Origin of the sequence: Qipengyuania sp. YIM B01966 (genome assembly GCF_016461955.1) — a bacterium.
Lineage (GTDB): Bacteria > Pseudomonadota > Alphaproteobacteria > Sphingomonadales > Sphingomonadaceae > QFOP01.
The window spans coordinates 85,879-105,181 of the sequence record NZ_JADMNM010000003.1; the positions used below are offsets into that span (position 1 = coordinate 85,879).

General features: G+C 67.5%; 17 protein-coding genes. 8 read left to right on the forward strand and 9 right to left on the reverse strand.

Annotated elements, in window-relative coordinates:
• Window positions 1–38 precede the first annotated feature (38 nt).
• Genes aroA through ILT46_RS05390 form a run of 5 tightly spaced genes read left to right on the forward strand, consistent with a single transcriptional unit; the run spans window position 39 to window position 4,430 of the window.
• Window positions 39–1,376: a 3-phosphoshikimate 1-carboxyvinyltransferase gene (gene aroA, locus ILT46_RS05370; protein ID WP_370592347.1), complete on the forward strand. Its 1,338-nt coding sequence runs from the start codon at window positions 39–41 to the stop codon at window positions 1,374–1,376.
• Window positions 1,373–1,999: a (d)CMP kinase gene (locus ILT46_RS05375; protein WP_199503621.1), complete on the forward strand. Its 627-nt coding sequence runs from the start codon at window positions 1,373–1,375 to the stop codon at window positions 1,997–1,999. The genes aroA and ILT46_RS05375 overlap by 4 nt, the downstream gene beginning before the upstream one ends.
• A gap of 1 nt (window position 2,000) precedes the next feature.
• Complete coding sequence (locus ILT46_RS05380; RefSeq protein WP_199503622.1) at window positions 2,001–2,408, forward strand: hypothetical protein; 408 nt, start codon at window positions 2,001–2,003, stop codon at window positions 2,406–2,408.
• A gap of 43 nt (window positions 2,409–2,451) precedes the next feature.
• Window positions 2,452–4,212: a cation:proton antiporter domain-containing protein gene (locus tag ILT46_RS05385; protein WP_199503623.1), complete on the forward strand. Its 1,761-nt coding sequence runs from the start codon at window positions 2,452–2,454 to the stop codon at window positions 4,210–4,212.
• A 50-nt stretch (window positions 4,213–4,262) separates the two neighbouring features.
• Window positions 4,263–4,430 (forward strand): hypothetical protein, encoded by a 168-nt coding sequence (locus ILT46_RS05390; RefSeq protein ID WP_199503624.1) that lies wholly within the window; start codon window positions 4,263–4,265, stop codon window positions 4,428–4,430.
• 26 nt (window positions 4,431–4,456) lie between these two features.
• Here the strand turns inward: ILT46_RS05390 and alaS are convergent, their stop codons facing one another.
• The 8 genes from alaS to dapA form a co-directional block, all read right to left on the reverse strand.
• Window positions 4,457–7,129 carry an alanine--tRNA ligase gene (gene alaS, locus ILT46_RS05395; protein WP_199503625.1) on the reverse strand — a complete coding sequence of 891 codons (2,673 nt, stop codon included), beginning with the start codon at window positions 7,127–7,129 and terminating at the stop codon, window positions 4,457–4,459.
• Between the two features lie 73 nt (window positions 7,130–7,202).
• A complete protein-coding gene (locus ILT46_RS05400; protein WP_199503626.1) occupies window positions 7,203–8,021 on the reverse strand; it encodes a class I SAM-dependent methyltransferase in 819 nt (272 codons plus the stop codon).
• A 252-nt stretch (window positions 8,022–8,273) separates the two neighbouring features.
• Window positions 8,274–9,335 (reverse strand): recombinase RecA, encoded by a 1,062-nt coding sequence (recA, locus tag ILT46_RS05405; RefSeq protein WP_199503627.1) that lies wholly within the window; start codon window positions 9,333–9,335, stop codon window positions 8,274–8,276.
• Between the two features lie 114 nt (window positions 9,336–9,449).
• Complete coding sequence (locus ILT46_RS05410) at window positions 9,450–11,897, reverse strand: hybrid sensor histidine kinase/response regulator (protein WP_370592348.1); 2,448 nt, start codon at window positions 11,895–11,897, stop codon at window positions 9,450–9,452.
• Complete coding sequence (locus ILT46_RS05415) at window positions 11,894–12,469, reverse strand: DUF2062 domain-containing protein (protein WP_233397031.1); 576 nt, start codon at window positions 12,467–12,469, stop codon at window positions 11,894–11,896. The genes ILT46_RS05410 and ILT46_RS05415 overlap by 4 nt, the downstream gene beginning before the upstream one ends.
• A gap of 95 nt (window positions 12,470–12,564) precedes the next feature.
• Window positions 12,565–13,047 (reverse strand): SsrA-binding protein SmpB, encoded by a 483-nt coding sequence (smpB, locus tag ILT46_RS05420; RefSeq protein WP_199503628.1) that lies wholly within the window; start codon window positions 13,045–13,047, stop codon window positions 12,565–12,567.
• A gap of 27 nt (window positions 13,048–13,074) precedes the next feature.
• Entirely contained in the window at window positions 13,075–14,403 is a 1,329-nt protein-coding gene (locus tag ILT46_RS05425) for a hypothetical protein (RefSeq protein WP_199503629.1), read from the reverse strand.
• Complete coding sequence (gene dapA / locus ILT46_RS05430) at window positions 14,403–15,281, reverse strand: 4-hydroxy-tetrahydrodipicolinate synthase (RefSeq protein WP_199503630.1); 879 nt, start codon at window positions 15,279–15,281, stop codon at window positions 14,403–14,405. Before dapA ends, ILT46_RS05425 begins: the two co-directional genes overlap by 1 nt.
• 97 nt (window positions 15,282–15,378) lie before the next feature.
• Between dapA and ILT46_RS05435 the strand changes: the two genes are divergently transcribed.
• From ILT46_RS05435 to ILT46_RS05445, 3 genes are all read left to right on the forward strand, one after another.
• Complete coding sequence (locus ILT46_RS05435) at window positions 15,379–17,355, forward strand: lytic transglycosylase domain-containing protein (protein ID WP_199503631.1); 1,977 nt, start codon at window positions 15,379–15,381, stop codon at window positions 17,353–17,355.
• Between the two features lie 66 nt (window positions 17,356–17,421).
• Window positions 17,422–17,922: a GreA/GreB family elongation factor gene (locus ILT46_RS05440; protein WP_370592349.1), complete on the forward strand. Its 501-nt coding sequence runs from the start codon at window positions 17,422–17,424 to the stop codon at window positions 17,920–17,922.
• A 38-nt stretch (window positions 17,923–17,960) separates the two neighbouring features.
• Entirely contained in the window at window positions 17,961–18,413 is a 453-nt protein-coding gene (locus tag ILT46_RS05445) for a hypothetical protein (RefSeq protein WP_199503756.1), read from the forward strand.
• Window positions 18,414–18,473: 60 nt separating this feature from the next.
• On the opposite strand, the gene ILT46_RS05450 is transcribed toward ILT46_RS05445, so the two are convergent.
• Window positions 18,474–19,133, reverse strand: a complete 660-nt coding sequence (locus ILT46_RS05450; protein ID WP_199503632.1) for an outer membrane protein — start codon at window positions 19,131–19,133, stop codon at window positions 18,474–18,476.
• Between the last annotated feature and the right edge of the window lie 170 nt (window positions 19,134–19,303).

Genomic DNA, 19,303 nt, shown 5'->3' on the forward strand with positions numbered 1-19,303 from the left:
CCCCGCCCAATCGTGGCCCCTGCGCCAGGAAATATCCCGTGTCTGCCCTCTCCCCCACCCCCCGCACCTATCGGCCGCGCGGCCCGCTGACCGGGCGCATCACCGTGCCCGGCGACAAGTCGATCAGCCACCGCGCGCTGATGCTGGCCGCGCTGGCGGTGGGCGAATCGCGGATCACCGGCCTGCTCGAGGGCGAGGACGTGCTCGCCACAGCGGCCGCCCTGCGGGCGATGGGGGCGGAGATCACGCGCGAGGCTGACGGCACCTGGAGCGTTCACGGCGTCGGCGTGGGCGGCCTGCTGCAGCCCGACGGGCCGCTCGAGATGGGCAATAGCGGCACCTCCACCCGGCTGCTGATGGGGCTGGTGGCGAGCCACGGGATCACCGCCAGCTTTACCGGCGATGCCAGCTTGTCGCGCCGCCCGATGGGCCGCGTGATCAGCCCGCTCGAACAGATGGGCGCCACCGTTCACGCCAGCCATGACGGGCGGCTGCCGCTGATCGTCGAGGGGGCGCTGCCGGCTGTGCCGATCAGCTACACCCTGCCCGTCGCCAGCGCGCAGGTGAAAAGCGCGGTGCTGCTGGCCGGGCTCAACACGCCGGGCATCACCAGCGTGATCGAGCCGGTGCCCACGCGCGATCATACCGAGCGGATGCTGGCCGGCTTTGGCGCTGAGCTCACCGTCGAAGACGCGGCCGATGGGGCCCGCATCATCAGCGTGCGCGGCGAGGCGGACCTCAATCCGCAGCAGCTAGACGTGCCGGGCGACCCCAGCTCGGCGGCGTTCTTCGCCGTCGCCGCGCTGATCGTGCCGGGGAGCGATCTGCTGATCGAGAATGTTGGCCTTAACCCCACCCGCGCCGGACTCTTCGAGGTGTTGCGGGACATGGGCGGGTCGATCGAGCAGCTTGACCGGCGCACGGTCGGCGGCGAACCGGTGGCCGATCTGCGCGTGCGGCACTCCGCGTTGCGCGGCGTCACGGTCGACCCGGCCCGTGCGCCCAGCATGATCGACGAATTCCCTGCATTGTTTGTGGCGGCCGCCTGCGCGCAAGGGCGCACCGCGACCAGCGGGCTGGAAGAATTGCGGGTCAAGGAAAGCGACCGGCTGACAGCGATGGCCGGCGGCCTTACCGCCATCGGCGCCACGGTGGAGGAGGCACCCGACGGGCTGATCATCGACGGCACCGGCGGTGCGCCGCTGCCGGGTGGCGGCCCGATCGCCGCCTTGCTCGACCATCGCATCGCAATGAGCATGGCGATTGCCGGTCTTGCCTCGCGTGATGGCGTGACGGTCGATGATGTCGCCCCCATCGCCACCAGCTTCCCGACCTTCGACACTCTGCTCGACCAGACCTGCGGGGTGGCACAATGATCATCGCTGTCGATGGCCCCACCGCCTCTGGCAAGGGCACCATCGCCAAGGCGCTGGCCGCGCATTACGGCCTGCCGCATCTCGACACCGGGCTGCTATATCGCGCGGTCGGCTGGCAGGTGGCGCAGCACGGCGGCGATCCCGACGATCCGGCCGATGCGCTGGCGGCGTGCGAATTTCCCGCCGCTTTGCTGGCCGAACCCCGGCTCCGCGACGAAGCCACTGGCGGGCTGGCGAGCCGCGTCTCGGTCCATGCCGCCGTGCGCCAAGCGCTCTATGCGCGGCAGCGCGCCTTTGCCTTGCAACCGGGCGGTGCGGTGCTCGACGGGCGCGATATCGGCACAGTCATTGCGCCCGAGGCCGAGGTTAAGCTGTTCGTCACCGCCAGCGTCGCCGCGCGGGCCGAGCGTCGCTGGCGCGAAATGCAGCAGGCGGGCGCCGGAACGACGCTCGACCAGATCGCCGACGATCTGCGGCGGCGCGACGCGCGCGACCGCGAGCGCGCGGCCGCCCCGCTGACCGCCGCGCCCGACGCGGTGCTGATCGACACCTCTGCCCTGGGCCGCGCGGAGGCGATTGCGGCCGCCATTGAAGCGGTGGAGCGCATCCGGCACACTGGCTGAGATGACGCCGCGAATCGCCTTGGCCCTGCCGCTTGCCGCCGTGCTCGGCGGATGCGTGCTGGCAGGCGGCGCGGCGACGCCCGACCCCGGCCCCTCCGCCCGCAGCGAGACGGTGCGCCTCGGCGAAGTCACCCGCACGCTGGCCATCCCGGTCCGTCCCACCGCCGTGCTGGACGACAGCCGCTGTCCGGCCAATGTGCGCTGCGTGTGGGCCGGACGGGTGCGGATTTCGGCACAACTCGGCACCGTGCCCGCGCAAACGGTCGAGCTTGAGCTGGGCCGCCCCGATCCGCGCGCGGACCACGGCGTTGAGCTGGTCGGCGTTGAACCCGATCGGACCGAAGCGGAGACGATTGCCCCATCCGCCTACCGTTTCCGCATCCGCGAGAAAATCGCCTCGCCGCGCTGACTGACACCATGACAGCCCGCGCCGCGCCCGATAGGGACGGGCGATGGCAGGCGAAACGCTCTATACCCCAGCGCTGGCCGACGCGTTGGTCATTCTTGGCGCCGCCGGGGTGGTCATCCCGGTCTTTGCCCGTTTCCGCATCACGCCGGTAATCGGCTTCATCCTCGTCGGCATCGCCTTCGGGCCATTCGGGCTGGGCCGGCTGGTGCCCGACCGCCCGTGGCTTGGCTACCTGACGATTGCCGATCCCCATGCGCTGGAACCCTTCGCCGAATTCGGCATCATCCTGCTGCTGTTCACGATCGGGCTCGAACTATCGTTTTCGCGCCTGTGGAAGCTGCGACGCATGGTGTTCGGGCTCGGCGCGCTCGAACTGCTGGTGATCGGCGCGATCGTCGCGGTCGCCTTGTCGATGCTGGGGCAATATTGGACCGGTGCGCTCGCGCTGGGGCTGGCGCTGGCCATGTCCTCCACCGCGATCGTGCTGCCGATATCCGGTACCACCAGCCCGGTCGGCAAGGCCGCGCTGGCTATGCTCTTGTTCGAAGATATCGCGATCGTTCCGATCATCTTCCTGCTGGGTGCGATGGCGCCCAATGCGGGCAATGAAGGCTGGGCAGGACTGCTCGACACCTTGTGGATGGGAGCGGCGGTCATCGCTGCGCTGCTGGTGGTCGGGCGCTTTACGCTGCCGCTGCTGTTCGGCCAGGCGGCGCGTACCAAGAGCCCCGAACTGTTCCTTGCCGCATCGCTGCTGGTGGTGATCGTCTCCGCGCTGGTGACTGCGGCGGTCGGCCTGTCACCGATTGTCGGCGCGCTGCTCGCCGGACTGCTGATTGCCGAAACTGACTATAACGGCGAGGTCAAAGCAATCATCGAGCCGTTCAAGGGGCTGGCGCTGGGCGTATTCCTGATCACCGTCGGGATGAGCATCGATCTGGTGGTGGTGTGGGAGAATATCGGCACCATCGCCGCCGCAGTGGTGCTGGTGGTGGCGCTCAAGGCGGTCGTGACCGGGCTGCTGCTTCGGCTCATGGGTGCGCGCCGGGGCACCTCTGTCGAAACCGGGCTGCTGATGTCGAGCCCGTCGGAGACGACCCTGATCGTGCTGTCGGCGGCCAGCGCCGCGCTGCTGATCCAGCCCGGCACGGCGCAGTTCTGGCAGATCGTCACCGCCATTGGCCTCACCATCACGCCGCTCCTGGCCAAGCTGGGCCGCCATGTCGGGCGGCGGGTGGAACCGGTCGCGACGATTCCCGAACCGGACCCCGACGCCGCCCCGACCATCATCATCGGCGCGGGCCGCGTGGGAAGGCTGATTGCCCAGATGCTCGGCGCACATGGCCGCGAATATGTCATGATCGACAGTGACGCGGTGCTGGTCGAGCGCGCCCGGCGTGACGGGTATCGCGCGGTTTTTGGCGATGCCGGACGCGAACGCGTGCTGGCTTCGCTGAACGTGTCGCACGCCGCCGCGGTGGTCCTGACGATGGATCAGCCGGTGCTGACCGAGCGGCTGACGACGCTGCTGCGCCGCGCCCACCCGGACCTGCTGATCATCGCCCGCGCCCGTGACACCGCCCATGCAGCGGCGCTGTATCGCGCGGGCGCGACCCATGCGGTGCCCGAAACGCTCGAAAGTTCGCTGCAACTGGCCGAGGCGACACTGGTTGATCTCGGCGTGGCGATGGGGCCGGTGATCGCCTCGATCCACGAAAAGCGCGACGAGTTCCGCACCCGCATTCAGCGCGAGGCTGCGCTCGATCACAAGCCCCGATTGCGCACCCGCACGCTGGAAAGTTGAGCGGTGGCACCGATGGCCCGCTCGACCGTTGGTCGGGAAAGGAGCCAACCATGTCCCATCCCGAAGACGTCACCAAACCCGAAAGCAATGCGGAAAAGTTCAAGCCTCAGCATCAGCAGGACGATGGCAAGTTCGGCAACGACGCGGCGAAGCGCGGGCCCGACGTGCCGCAGGGCTCAGAACACCATTTGCAGCGCAAGAGTATGCACCGCCAGTAAGGCCGGGTTGACGGTCGGCGCGCGGGTCAGCCCGCCGCCGAGCCGATCGCCTCGCGCACTGCCTGCAATGCCGCATCAGCCGCGCCGGCATCGGGCCCTCCGCCCTGAGCCATGTCGGGGCGACCGCCCCCGCCCTTTCCGCCCAGCGCCTCGACGCCGGCCCGAACCAGCGCCACCGCATCGAACCGGCTGACGAGATCGTCGGTCACCGCGACCGCGATCGCGGCGCGCCCGTCATTGACGGCCACCAGCGCCGCGATCCCGCTGCCGATGCGGGCTTTCGCCTGGTCGAGCAGGCCGCGCAATTCGCGCGCATCGAGCCCCTGCATGACCTGGCCGGTGAAGGTGATGCCAGCGATCTCCTCGTCGCTATTCACTGCCGCCGCCGGGCCGGCGCCGCCACCCAGCGCGAGCGCCTTTTTGGCGTCGGCCAGTTCCCGCTCGAGCCGGCGCCGTTCGTCCAGCAGCGCGGCGATCCGCTGTTCCACCTCATCGGGGCTTGTCCTCAGCAGACCGGCAGCGTTCTTGAGCGCGTCCTCGCGCCCGACGAGCCACTGGCGCGCCGCTTCGCCGGTCAGCGCCTCGATCCGCCGCACGCCCGAGCTCACCGCGCTTTCCGAAACAATCCGGAAAATGCCGATATCGCCCATTGCGTTCACATGGGTGCCGCCGCACAATTCGACCGAAAAATTGCGCCCGCTCTCGTTCCAGTTCGAACGGCCCATGCTGAGCACGCGAACCTCGTCGCCATATTTCTCGCCGAACAGCGCCATGGCCCCGGCCTCGATCGCCTCGTCGGGGCTCATCAAGCGCGTGGTGACCGGCTCGTTGTGGCGGATTTCGGCGTTCACCTCAGCCTCGATCGCCGCGATATCCTGAGCGCTAAGCGCGCTTGGATGCGAGAAATCGAACCGCAGCCGTTCGGCCGCGACCAGTGAGCCCTTTTGCGTGACATGCTCGCCCAGCCGGTTCCGCAAAGCGGCGTGAAGCAGGTGCGTGGCCGAATGGTTCGCGCGGATCGCGTCGCGCCGTTCCACATCGATGTCGAGCCGGACCATGTCGCCTATGCGGATCGTGCCCGCCTCGACCCGGCCGCGATGCGCGTGCAGCCGGCCGAGCGGCTTGTCAGTCGTCTCGACCGTCATCTCCATCCCGGCATTGGTCCAGATGCGCCCGGCATCCCCGCTCTGCCCGCCGCTCTCGCCATAGAACGGGGTCTGATTGGTGACTACAATGACCTCGGCCCCGGCGCCTGCCTCGCGCACCTCGGCGCCGCCCTGCACCAGCGCGACGACCTGCGCTTCGCCGGTGGTGGCGGTATAGCCGGTGAACTCGCTCGCCCCTTCGCGCTCGGCAATGTCGAACCACACCTCGCTGTCAGCCGCCGCGCCCGAGCCCTTCCACGCGGCGCGCGCGGCAGCCTTCTGCTGCGCCATCGCGGCATCGAAGCCGGCGCGGTCCACCGCAATCCCGCGCGGGCGCAACGCGTCTTCGGTCAGGTCGTAGGGGAAGCCGTAGGTATCGTAGAGCCGAAAGGCGGTTTCCCCGGGCAATTCGCCACCCGCGGCCAGCGTCGCGGTGGCCTCATCAAGCAGCTTCAGCCCGTTGGCGAGCGTGCGGCGGAACTGCACTTCCTCGCGCTGGAGCGTCTCCTCGATCAGCGGCTGCGCCCGGCCGAGCTCAGGATAGGCCTGCCCCATTTCGGCGACCAGCGCGGGCACCAGACGGTGCATCAGCGGATCCTTCGCACCCAGCAAATGCGCATGGCGCATTGCGCGGCGCATGATGCGGCGCAGCACATAGCCGCGCCCTTCGTTCGACGGCAGCACCCCGTCGGCCAGCAAGAAGCTGGTCGAGCGCAGATGGTCGGCAATCACACGGTGGCTGGCGCGCTGCTCGCCCTCCGCCGCCACGCCGGTCAGGCTTTCCGAGGCGGCGATCAGCGCCCGGAACGTGTCGGTATCATAATTGTCATGCACGCCCTGCAGCACCGCAGCGACCCGTTCGAGGCCCATGCCGGTGTCGATGCTCGGCTTGGGGAGCTCGCCGGTAATCTCGCCGGCGGTCTGCTCGAACTGCATGAAGACAAGGTTCCAGATCTCGATGAAGCGATCGCCATCCTCGTCCGGCGAACCGGGCGGACCACCGGCAATATGCTCGCCGTGATCGTAAAAGATTTCAGAACAGGGGCCGCACGGGCCATCATCGCCCATCGCCCAGAAATTATCCTTGGTCGGAATGCGGATGATCCGGTGTTCGGGCAGCCCGGCAATCTTCTGCCACAGCGCGAACGCCTCGTCGTCGGTGTGATAGACGGTGGCCAGCAGCTTGTCGGCCGGCAGCCCCCATTCGCGCGTCAGCAAGGTCCAGGCGTGGTGGATCGCCTGTTCCTTGAAATAATCGCCGAACGAGAAATTGCCCAGCATCTCGAAAAAGGTGTGGTGCCGCGCGGTGTAGCCGACGTTGTCGAGATCGTTGTGCTTGCCCCCGGCGCGGACGCATTTCTGGCTGCTGGTCGCGCGCGGAAATGACGGCGCCTCGAGCCCGGTGAAGACATTCTTGAACGGCACCATCCCCGCATTGACGAACATCAGCGTCGGATCGTTATACGGTACCAGCGGCGCGCTCGGCACTTCGGCATGGCCGGTGCCGGCAAAATAATCGAGGAAGGAACGGCGGATTTCGTTGGTCGACAGCATGGGGCGCACCTAAGCGTTCACCCGCGATGCGACAAGGCGGTTTCCCGTGGCGGTAGGGCCCCGCTGCCCCCAATCAGGCGCGTGCGGTGACCAGCCAGGCGGCGCCGTCGAACAGGACCAGATCGCCCGAGCGGTGCATCTGCAGAAAATGGCCGAGCCGTTCGGTGAACGCACCGTGCTGCGCGGGCGGCAATTCCGCCGCAACGCGCGCCGCGGGACCAATGGCGAGGAAAAACGAGGTGGCATCAGCCACCGGGTCGCTGCCCGCGCCGGCGATATAGGCGTAATCGACCGGCTCGAAGGCAATATCCTGCCACCCGGCTTCGGCGAGGAGGCCGCCGGCGTGATCGGGATCGGCGAACGCGAACGGTCCGGGTGCGCCGGGTTCGGGCGCCGAAACCCCGCAGGGTAGCAAGCGCGTCAGACCCGAAGCCCACTCGTTTTCGGCTGCGCTGCGGAAACAGGTAAAGACGAGCGGCGCACCGGGCGCGGCATTTGCGCGCAGATTGGCGAAAGCGGCCACCGGATCGGCGAAGAACATCACCCCGTGCCGCGAAACGAGCAGGTCGGCGGGCTCCCCCGCGCGGCGCCAGATGGCGGCATCGGCCCGTTCGAAGGCAAGGTTGGGATATTGAGCGCCACGCGCGGTGGCGGCAGCCACCAGATCAACGCTGACGTCGAGGCCGAGGATGGCGGCGCCGGGATGGCTGCGGGCGAGCGCAATCGACAATTCACCCGCGCCGCACCCTATATCGAGCGCACGGTTGAACTCGAACGGGGCAAGCCGCGACAGCAATTGTTCGGTCAAACCCGCAAACGAGCGGTCGGTGCGGCGCCATTCCGCAGCCCAGCTCCGGCCCACCCGGTCCTGCCACTCGCTTGTTCCGGTCATGCTGCGGATGTCTCGTTGTTAGCCCGGCTATCCATCAGGTGGGGCCATAAAGCGTACATCGCGCGCGGCAAGTGTACGGTCAGGGACAAACTTCGGTTGTGCGACCGAACCGGGCAGTGCGCGCGACAGGCGGAGTTCAAAGGGGTTACCCAGCGAAAAGCCGGCCCCGCCATTCCCGCAAGGATGGCAGCGGCCGGCTTCCCGGTTCTCCGGGCGCGAGCCATCAGCGCCCGGCCCGCTTGAAGAGACGTGTCAGTCCTCCGCGTCAGGGCCTGTCATCATCTCCTCGGCGACTTCGTCGGTGCGGCTGCGAATGGCAGCCTCGAGCCGGTCGCACATCTCGGTATTTTCCTTGAGGAACTGCTTGGCGTTCTCGCGACCCTGGCCGATGCGGACGCTATCATAGCTGAACCATGAACCCGACTTCTCGACCAGCCCGGCCTTGACGCCAAGGTCGAGGATTTCGCCGATCTTGGAGATCCCCTCGCCATACATGATGTCGAACTCGACCTGCTTGAACGGCGGGGCGACCTTGTTCTTGACCACTTTCACCCGCGTGCTGTTGCCGATGATATCGTCGCGGTCCTTGATCTGGCCGGTGCGGCGAATGTCCAGACGGACGCTGGCATAGAATTTGAGCGCATTGCCGCCGGTGGTGGTTTCCGGATTGCCGTACATCACCCCGATCTTCATCCGCAGCTGGTTGATGAAGATGACCATGCATTTCGATCGGTTGATCGAGCCGGTCAGCTTGCGCAGCGATTGCGACATCAGCCGCGCCTGCAGGCCGACATGGCTGTCGCCCATCTCGCCTTCGATCTCGGCGCGCGGCACCAGTGCGGCGACAGAATCGACCACCAGCACATCGATCGCGTTCGAGCGCACCAGCGTATCGACGATTTCGAGCGCCTGCTCGCCCGTATCGGGCTGCGACACGATCAGCTCGTCAATATCGACGCCCAGCTTCTTGGCATAAACCGGGTCGAGCGCGTGTTCGGCATCGACAAACGCCGCAGTGCCACCATTCTTCTGCGCTTCGGCAATGACGTGCAGCGACAGCGTGGTCTTGCCCGAGCTTTCCGGCCCATACACCTCGATCACCCGCCCCTTGGGCAGGCCGCCCACGCCCAGCGCGATATCAAGCCCCAGACTGCCGGTGGAAATCGTTTCCACCTGCATCGTTTCCTTCTGCCCGAGCTTCATCGCCGATCCCTTGCCGAAGGCCCGGTCGATCTGCGCGAGAGCGGCGTCGAGCGCCTTCTGACGGTCTGCGTTCATTTCCTTATCATCCACCAGCTTGAGATTAGCGGCCATGACACATGCCTCCGTCAGTTGGCTAGGGGCCAGTCCCCTTCATCACCGACGCCATCCGTACCGCCTTTGTTCCGTTAGAACAAGGGGGGAACGAAAATATTTCTCCGGGGTTCGCTAGCCCGGGTTTCCGCCGCGCATAACGGATGCCACCTTCTCGGAAATCTGCTGGACGCTGAAAGGCTTGGCGATGAAATGCACATCGGCCGCATCGATGCTCTGGCGCAATTGATCCTCGGCATAGCCCGACATGAACAGGAACGGCAGATCGGGGTGCAGCCGGCGGATCGCGCGGGCCATGGCGGGGCCGTCCATGCCGGGCATGACCACATCGGACACGACCAGATCGAACTCGCCGCCATTCGCCACTGCGGCCAGCCCCTGTTCCCCATCGGCGCAGGCGGTGACGGCAAAGCCCGCGCGGGCCAGCGCCCGTTCGGCGACCGCGCGGACCATGTCTTCGTCCTCGACCAGCAGCACCCGGCCCCCGCCGCTCCAGCGCCGTTCGTTGCCCGGGGCTGCGACAGGTCGCTCGACCGCGCCGTGGTGGACCGGCAGATAGATTGTGAAGCGCGCACCTTCGACGCGGCCGTCGGCGCCGGTGACATTGTCGGCAAAGATGTAGCCGCCCGATTGTTTGACGATGCCATAAACAGTCGAAAGGCCGAGGCCGGTGCCCTTGCCCAGTTCCTTGGTGGTGAAGAACGGTTCGAAGATCTTGCCGATGATCTCGGGCGGGATGCCGCCGCCCGTATCCTGCACGATCAGCGCGGTGTAATCGGCTTCGGGCATGATCGCGGCACCCAGCCGGTGAACATCGGCCGCAGGGATGCGACGCGTCGCCAGCGCGATCCGCCCGGACCCGCTGCCATGCGCCTGTATCGCATCGCGCGCATTGACCGCGAGGTTCATGATGACCTGTTCGAGCTGCTGCGGATCGGCGCGCACCGGGACAAGGTCGCGGTCGTGATGAGTGCGGAAGGTGATCTTTTCGCCCAGCAGCCGTTTGATGAGAATGGTCGTTTCGCTAACGATATCAGGTACTTGCACCACTTGTGGGCGCAGCGTCTGCTGCCGGCTGAAGGCGAGCAATTGCCGCGTCAGCGCGGCGGCGCGGTTGGAATTCGCAAGGATCTGCTGGATATCGTCATAATCGCTATCGCCCGGCGTGTGGCGCAGCAGCATCAGGTCGCAATAGCCGATGATCGCGGTCAGCACATTGTTGAAATCGTGCGCAACGCCGCCGGCGAGCTGCCCCACCGCCTGCATCTTGGTGGCTTGCGCGACCTGCCGCTTTAGGCGCGTTTCCTCGCTGGTATCGACCAGGCTGAGCAGCACCGCCGCCTCACCCAGCCCGCGCACGCCGGCAAGGCCCAGCGACACCGGTTCGTCGGGCTGCGCGCGCAGGCGGATGGCCATGTCTCCGCTGCTGGCAACACCGCGGGCGTAGCGGCGCACGGCATCGACCATCGCGCCCTTGTCTTCGGCCACCACCATGTCGGACGGATAACTCGGCAGCCGGCCCTCCTCGGGCAAGCCCGCGGCGCGGCGGAAGGGCGGATTGGCGAACAGGAACCGGCCGTCACGGTCGGCCATGGCGAGGCCGAGCGGCAGCGCGCCGAGCAGGCTTTCCAGCTGCGCCGTCGCGCCGGAACCTGCGGCCGCCGCGCCATCGCCCCATGCCCCCACCGCGACGCTGGGGTCGATCAGCAGCATCAGCGACGGTGCCTCATCCGCGCCCGTTGCGGTCTCGCCCAGCGGCACGTGGACCAGCACCTGCGGCGCGCCGCGGCGCCCCTCGCGGGCGAAGAAGATGCGCTCGCGCTCGTCCGTGCGTAACTGGGTGACGAAATCCTGCCCGGCCAGGGTCGCCGCGGGGTCGCCTGCCGCGCGATCGGCAAAGCCGGGGGCAGCACTGCGGATGGTGCCGTCAGGCCCGACCAGCGCCGCCTCGATCCCTGCGCGTGACAGCAACGCACCGAGAGGGCCGGTCAGCGCGCTCGCCAATTCCGCGCCGGCATCAGCCGGGGCGAGCGCGGCGATGCGCCAGACGAGGTGATCTTCGCCCCGCCCCGCCCGCTCAGCGCGCGCGGTCCAGCGTGGATTGCCGGCCGCGTCGGCCAGCGCGCCGGTTTCGCCGCTGCCGTCGCGCCACGCCTCGCGCGCGGTGCGGCCGAGCAATTCGAGCGAAGCGCGGTCGAGCGGCAAGGCTGGCGGAGCGGCATCGGTACCGAACCAATCCGTGTATCTGGCGTTGGCGCAGACCAGCCGATTGGCACGGTCGGTAATCGCCACCGCGCCGTCTGCTCCTTCGAGCGCGGCAACGGTGACTGACCAATCGGGCGCAGCGAGTTCGGCCGACTTGGCCGCGCTGCGTCGGTGGGCAATGGCAAGCCCGCCTGCTCCCAGCACCACCAGACCGCCGGCATAGGCCAAAGTCGCCACAAGTTCGCCGCTCGCCAGCCATACGATCAGCACGCTGGCGACGAGCGCCAGCACCGGGAGCGCGAAGGGTTGCAGGCGCCCCGTCGGCTCGGCCTCGCCGGCGTCGATCGCGCCGATCACGACCCGGCCCGCACGGCCCGCGCCCGCCGCAGCCGCGCTCGCCGCCGACGCGCAACCACGATCCGCCAGACAAAGCCCGAAATGGCATAGCCAAGCGCCGCGCTGACGACGGCAAGGACGATGAACCCGAAGGCGGTCACACCGGCGGTTTCGAGGAACCAGCCGAAATCGCCCCACCAATCACGCTGGAGGCTGGCATTTGCCGCGCCGACCGTCTGCGCGTCTATGGCCAGCGTCAGCGTGCCGACGCGGTTGGCGATATAGAGCCAGAAGGGTACGGTGAAGGGATTGGTGATGAAGGTCGCCAGCGCCGCCAACGGCACATTAGCCCGTGCCGGTAGCGCGAGGAAGGCCGACAGGAATATTTGTCCGACCGGGACGATGAACGCGGCGAACAATCCCAGCGCGATCCCGCGTGGCACCGAGCGGCGGGTAAAGCGCCACAATTCGGGGCTGAGGAAGCGATGCGCGATGGGCGCGAGATATTTGTTGCGCTCCATCTCCTCGCGCGTCGGCATGTGCTTGCGAAAGAAGTCCGCCAGCCAGGTCTTGGAATGGGAAGTGCCGGTCATCGTCCTGCCACGCGCTTTGGGGCGCGGGCGCGAGCGTTGCAAGGGGCCGCGAGGGCACAGGCCCAAAATCTCGGCGGGCTGACGCCGCCAGCCGCTCAGCCGCGTTCCCGCATGATCCGCGCCTTGTCGCGCTGCCAGTCGCGATCCTTGATATATTCGCGCTTGTCCTGGTTCTGGCGCCCCTTGGCCAGCGCCAGTTCGACCTTCGCCCGGCCGGTTCGGTTGAAATAGATCGACAGCGGCACCAACGTCATGCCCTTGCGCTCGACCGCGCCGAACAGCTTTTCCACCTCGCGGCGGTGCAGCAGCAGCTTGCGCGGGCGGCGCGGTTCGTGATTGAGCCGGTTGCCGTGCGAATATTCGGGGATGTTGGCGTTGACCAGCCAGACCTCGTCGCCGCGCACTTCGGCATAGCTTTCGGCGATGCTCGCCTCGCCCGCCCGCAGCGCCTTGACCTCGGTGCCCTGTAGCGCGAGCCCGGCTTCGTACTTGTCCTCGACTTGATAATCGAACCGCGCGCGGCGGTTTTCGGCGACGACTTTGAGCTTGTCGAAGGTTGCGGGTTTGGGGCGGGCCATGGTGTCGCGCGCCTTAGGCGTTGGCGGCTAGCGCGGCAAGGTGCCGGCCGCTGCGACCAGATCGGCCGGCAAGGTCGGTTCGGCCAGCAGCCGCTCCATCCGCTGCCAGCGGGTCGCGCTGTCCGCCCCGCCCGCCTCGATCGCCGCGCGCACCATGTCGCGCCCCAGGCCGTAATTGATGATGTAGGAGCGATACGTATCGGTGAAGCGCAGCGATTGCGCGGCGCGTTCGGGAGAGAGCAACTGGTACCGCTGGAGCAGCGACTTGGCCTCGTCGGCCGAAATCTCGCCCGCCAGGTAGCGCGCGGAAATCGTGTACCGCGCCGCCCCCAGCCGCTGCATCGCCGCGCGCAGCCGCGCATAATCGTCCAGCCCGTCCGCCGGGATGCCCGCCAGCGGGGCCAGCACCCGCGTCTCGAACGCCAGTTGCTCGGCGCCCGGAAACGCCAGTTCGATGCCGTAATTGGCGGAACCTTCCGCGATCAGCGACTGCGGCGAATAGAGCGGATAGACCGTGAATTCCTGCCACCCGCGGCCGTTCACCAGATCGCGTTCGATCAGCGCGTTGAACGCATGGTGGCCGGGATAGCCTTCATGGCATCCCAGATCGACCGCGCGGTCCAGCCGGATCGGCAGATCGGTATTGATCTCGATCTTGCTGTGATAGCCGCCCTGATAGTAATTATACCCGCTCCACGGCTTGTCCGTCACCAGCGCGAGGTCGAACCGCTCGCCGGCCGGCAGGGGCATCCGGTCGAGCGTGCGGCGGCGACATTCGGCAATCGCTGCGTCCATCACCGGGCGGATCCGGTCGGCCGGCAGGTTGAACCGGTTCTGAAACGCGTCCACCCGTTGCCACAGCGGGCCAGCACCGGGCATCAGCGCGTCAAGCTCGGTCAGCACGGCGTCGAGCGTTGCCAGATCGACCAAATCGGGGCGCACGCCGAACAACCCCTCGGCCTCGTCAGCAAAGGACAGTCGCTCGCCCCGCAGCATCTTCAGCCGGGTGCGTGCTGCGGTGAGCTGCGCAGCGAGGAAGCGGGCGCGGCGTTCGTCGGCGCTGTCGCCCGGCTGGCCGTCATCGGAAAAACCCTGCGCCCGCACCCGCAGCGCCACCGCGCGCGCTTCCAGTTCGGGAAGGCTTGCCGGGGCCGCCTCGGCCACTGCGCGGCTCTTGAACTCAGCCGGGCCATAATAGGCGTCGATATAGCCATCTTCCTTCTCGCCGATGGTCAGCTGGAGGAGGACGTAATCATCAGCGATCCGATCAAGCGAATCGGGCGTGGCGGCCGGGAGGGTGGCGCAGCCGGCCAGCGCGGCCGCGGCGGTGCAGGCGAGCAGCAGTGCGCGGGCCATCAGACCAGCCCCGCATGGACGAGCGCATTATCCACCGCCTTGCGCGCGCGTTCCGAACAGCGGACCAGCGGCAGGCGCACGTCGTCGGTGAGCCAGTCATGCACCCTGCTGAGGGCATATTTGGCCGGCGCGGGGCTGGCATCCTCGAACATCGCGTAATGCAGCGGATAGAGCCGGTCATTGAGCTCGCGCGCGGTGACGAGGTCGTTTGCGGCAATCGCCTGCTGAAACTGCGCGCACAGCGCCGGCGCGATATTGGCGGTGACCGAAATGCACCCCACCCCGCCTGCCGCGCTGTGCGGCAGCCACAATTCATCGTCACCGCACAGCTGGGCAAAGTCGCGGTCGATGCCCATCCGGTGATCGGTGACGCGCGACAAATCGCCGCTCGCATCCTTGATCCCGACGATGCGCGGGAACTTCGCCGCCAGCTCGCACACGGTTTCAGGCTCGATATCGGTCACCGTGCGGCCGGGCACATTATACAGCACGATCGGCAGATCGCATTTCTCCGCCAGATGGCTGAAATGCGCCACCAGCCCGGCCTGACTGGGGCGGTTGTAATAGGGCGCCACGCACAGGCCGGCGGCGGCGCCCGCCTTCTTGGAAAAGCGCATATGCAGCAGCGCGTTCTGCGTGTCGTTGCTGCCGCAACCGGCGATCACCGGAACGCGCCCTGCTGCCTGCTCGATGCACAATTCGATCACCCGGTGATGCTCGGCATTGGACAGGGTCGAGGCTTCCCCCGTGGTTCCGCAGGGGACCAGACCGGCGCTGCCCTGTTCGATCTGCCAGTCCACCAGCCGGCGAAAGGCGGCTTCGTCCAACGCCCCGTCGCGGAAAGGCGTCACCAGAGCGGGAATCGAGCCGGAAAACATTGTCGTGTCACCTTGTTATGGGCCAAGGGCCGGTCATCGCGCCGCGCCCCCCGCGTCCGCTCATCATTCAGCACCTGATAAGGAGCCGCCCGGCATCATGTCCAGCATGGACCGCACCCGTTTTCTGTTCGCCTCCTTTCTCGCCGGCACGTCGCTGGCGGTTGCCACCCCCGCTGCGGCGCAAGCCTCGCCGCAGGTCGATCAGGCGCGCCGCCAGCTGGTGGCGATGGCCCCGGCCTACCCCGCGCAGGCGGCCGGCCGTTGGACCATGCTGACCGGCAATGCGCAGATGAGCTTTGCCGATTATGCCGGCTTCCTGCTCGCCTTCCCCGGCTTCCCGCGCGAGGAACTGCTGCGCACCCGGGCAGAGGATTCGCTCGAGCGCAGCGGCGCCTCGCCCGAACAGCTGGTCGCCTATTTCGCGCAATATCCGGCGCTGACCAATCCAGGCCGGGCGCGCCACGCGCTGGCCTTGCAGGCGCTGGGCCGGCCCGAAGCGTTCGAGGCCGCGCGCGCGGCGTGGCGCGGCGGCAAGATGAGCAGCGCTGCCGAAATGTATCTGCTGCAGGCGCTGGGCGGCCGGCTCACGGCCGAGGATCAGGACGAGCGGATGCGTGCGCTGCTGTGGCAGGGCGATGCCGAGGCGGCCGCGCGCCAGATCGCCTATGTCAGCCCGGCCTACCGCGCGACGGCGATGGCCCGCCTGTCGCTGCTGCAGGGTACCGAGCCGGCCAGCATCGGCGTGCACGTCCCGGCCGAAGCGCAGCGCGATCCGGGATATGTCTATAATCTCGCCCGCTACTATCGGCGCACCTCTCAGGGCCAGCGCGCGGCGAGCCTGCTGGCCAGCCGCCCGACCTTTGCCAGCCTGCCCGCTGATGCCGAGGATTTCGTCAGCGAAATGCTGGTCGCCGCCCGCGCCAGCAATGCGCGCGATGCGGTGCGGATCGCGGGCTCGAGCGACGATCTGTTCGCGCCTGGCACCGACATCTCCACGCTCAGCCTCAAGCTGCGCGATGATTACACCACCTTGAAATGGCTCGGCGGGACGCAGGCGCTGTGGCAGCTGGGCGACGGGGCGGCGGCTGCGCCGTTGTTCTATCGCTATGGTGCGGCGGCGCGCACCCCGCAGACCAAGTCCAAGGGGTTTTACTGGGCCGGCCGCGCCGCGCAGCAGGCGGGCGATCAGGCGGGCGCGACGCGATATTTCGAAATGGCCGCTGTCTTCCCCGAATATTATTACGGTCTGCTCGCGCTCGAACGGCTTGGCCGCGCGCCGGCTTACAGCGCGCAGCCGCCCGCGATGCCGACCGCCGAACAGCGTGCCGCCTTTGCCGCCAGCCCGATGGCGCAGGCGATCCGCGTGGTTGGCGGTCAAAGCGACTGGCGCACCGCGCGCTATTTCTACACCCAGCTTGCTGATACCGCCCGCAGCGAAAGCGAACTGATGCTGGCCGCCGAACTGGCGCGCGAGCAGAACCTGCCCGAACTGGCGGTGGTAGTCGGCCGCACGGCGCCCGAAAAGGGCTACACCAGCTTCACCCGCGTCGGTTTCCCGACGGTCGAAACGCCGGCCGGGGTCAACTGGACGATGGTCCATGCTATCGCCCGGCAGGAAAGCGAGTTCGACGATGAACGTGTCAGCCACGCCGGCGCCCAGGGGCTGATGCAGCTCATGCCCGGCACGGCGCGCGAACAGGCGGGGCGGATCGGGCTCAGCTCTTCGGGCTACGGCCTCACGGGGCGCGGCAGCCGGGCCGACAACATCCGCCTCGGCGACAGCTATTTCTCGCGGATGCTTGCCTATTACAACGGCTCCTACCCGCTGGCGGTGGCGGCCTATAACGCCGGGCCGGGCAATGTGAACCGCTGGCTGCGCAGCAATGGCGACCCGCGCAATGGCGGGATCGAATGGGTCCGCTGGATCGAGCTGATCCCGATTTTCGAGACGCGCAACTATGTCCAGCGCGTGCTCGAAAACGCGGTGGTCTATGAACATCTGCACCCCGAGCGCACGCTCTATGGCACGCCGCGCGGGATCAGCCGATTCATCGGCAAGAGCACGCCCGGCTGACCTTGGGGCTGAGGGGCGGCCGACGCAGCTTGAGGCGGCGGGCGCGGTGCTGCTAGGGCGCGCAGCGTGAGCCTGCCACCCGCCAATCCGATCACGCCTGCCGGTTATGCCGCGATGAAGGCGCGTTATGACCATCTGCTCGGCACCGAGCGGCCGGCAGTGGTGGAGATCGTCAGCTGGGCGGCTGGCAATGGCGACCGCAGCGAGAATGGCGACTATTTCTATGGCCGCAAGCGGATGCGCGAGATTGACCGCGAACTGGCCCGGCTCGCCCGCCGGATGAAAGCCGCCCGCGTGCTCGATCCCGCCGACCAGCCCGACCGCAGCCGCGTGTTCTTCGGCGCCTGCGTCACCATCGCCGATGAGGATGACCACCAGCGCGTGGTGACGCTGGTCGGTGATGACGAACAGGATGCCGGCGCCGGGCGCATCGCCTGGAGCTCGCCCATGGCCCGCGCGTTGCGCGGCGCAGCGGTGGGCGATCTGCGGCAGGTGTCGCTACCTGCCGGCACGCAGGAGTGGGAAATCACCGCCATCACCTATCCGCCGCCAAGGAACGTCGCGTGAGGCGCTGCGTGCCCCTTGCCACGGGGGTTCTGGCGCTGATGGCGACGCCGGCGGTGGCGCGCGACAGCCTCGGCATTTTCGGCACCTGGGGCGCCTTCCGCGATGCTGCCGGCCCGCGCTGCTACGCCATTGCCGAGGCCAGCCCGTCACCCAATGCGCGCGAGCGCCAGCCTTACGCCAGCATCGGCACCTGGCCGCGCCGGCAGGTGCGCGGGCAGGTCCATCTGCGGCTATCCCGCGTGCTTGCGGCGCAGCCCCGGCTGACGCTGGCGCTGGGTGGGCGCCGCTTTGCTCTCGTCGGCGGCGGTGCGGATGCCTGGGCGGCCAGCGCGGCCGACAATGCCGCGATCCTTGCCGCGATGCGCCAGGCCGGCAGCATGAGCGTCAGCGCGACGGACCGTTCCGGCCGCCGCTTTACGGACCGCTATGCGCTGGCCGGCGCGGCGACCGCGATGGATGCGGCCACCGTAGGGTGCGCGCGCCAGCGCTGACACGAAAACGGGCCAGAGGATCGCTCCTCCGGCCCGGATCGTTCGATAGGCTATCCGCCCTTAGAAGCGGAAACCGTAACCGACCATGATCTGGTGACGGTCGGTATCGATGTCGAAATTGTCCGACACATTGGTGCCGTCGAAATCAACCTCGCCATTGCTGTAGTTCGAATAGCGATATTCGGTCTTGATGTAGCTGTTACCCGACAGGGCATATTCCACACCGGCGCCGAGACGATAGCCATCGACTTTCAGATCCTGCTCGAGTTCGGCACCGTTGACGGTGTTGAGTAGGTTGTAGCGGGCGTTGGTGTAACCACCCTTGGCATAGACCAGCAGGTCCGGCTGGGCGAGCACACCGACGCGGGCGCCGACATAAAGGTCACGACCGGTTTCCACCGCGCCAAGGCCGAAGCCCTCGAAGTCACCGGCGTTGAATTCGGTCTTGGCGGTAGAATCGGTCAGTTCCGCTTCGATCCCGACAACCGCGCCGCCAGCGGCGAAGTCATAACCGATCGCACCACCATACACGACGCCTTCGATCGACTGGTCGTTTTCGATCGAGCTGTCGTCGTCGATCGAGCTACCAGCCTTTGACACGTCATAACCCACCAGCGCTTCGACGCGGGGGCCGGTGAAGGTCGGGTTCACCTGGGCCATGACCGGCGCGGCGACCGCGACGGTCGAGGCAGCGGCGAACAGGGCAACAATCTTCTTCATAAAACACTCCATTATGCGACCAGGAGCTGATCGCTCCTTGCGGCACATCAACGGAGCAACAGGATGAGAGTTTCATTAACATAGCACAACGAAATTTGTGTGCCCTTTAGGCAACATTAGTTGCGTGAGGTTCATCTGGCAGAAAGGCGGCACCACGCGACAGTCAGTTT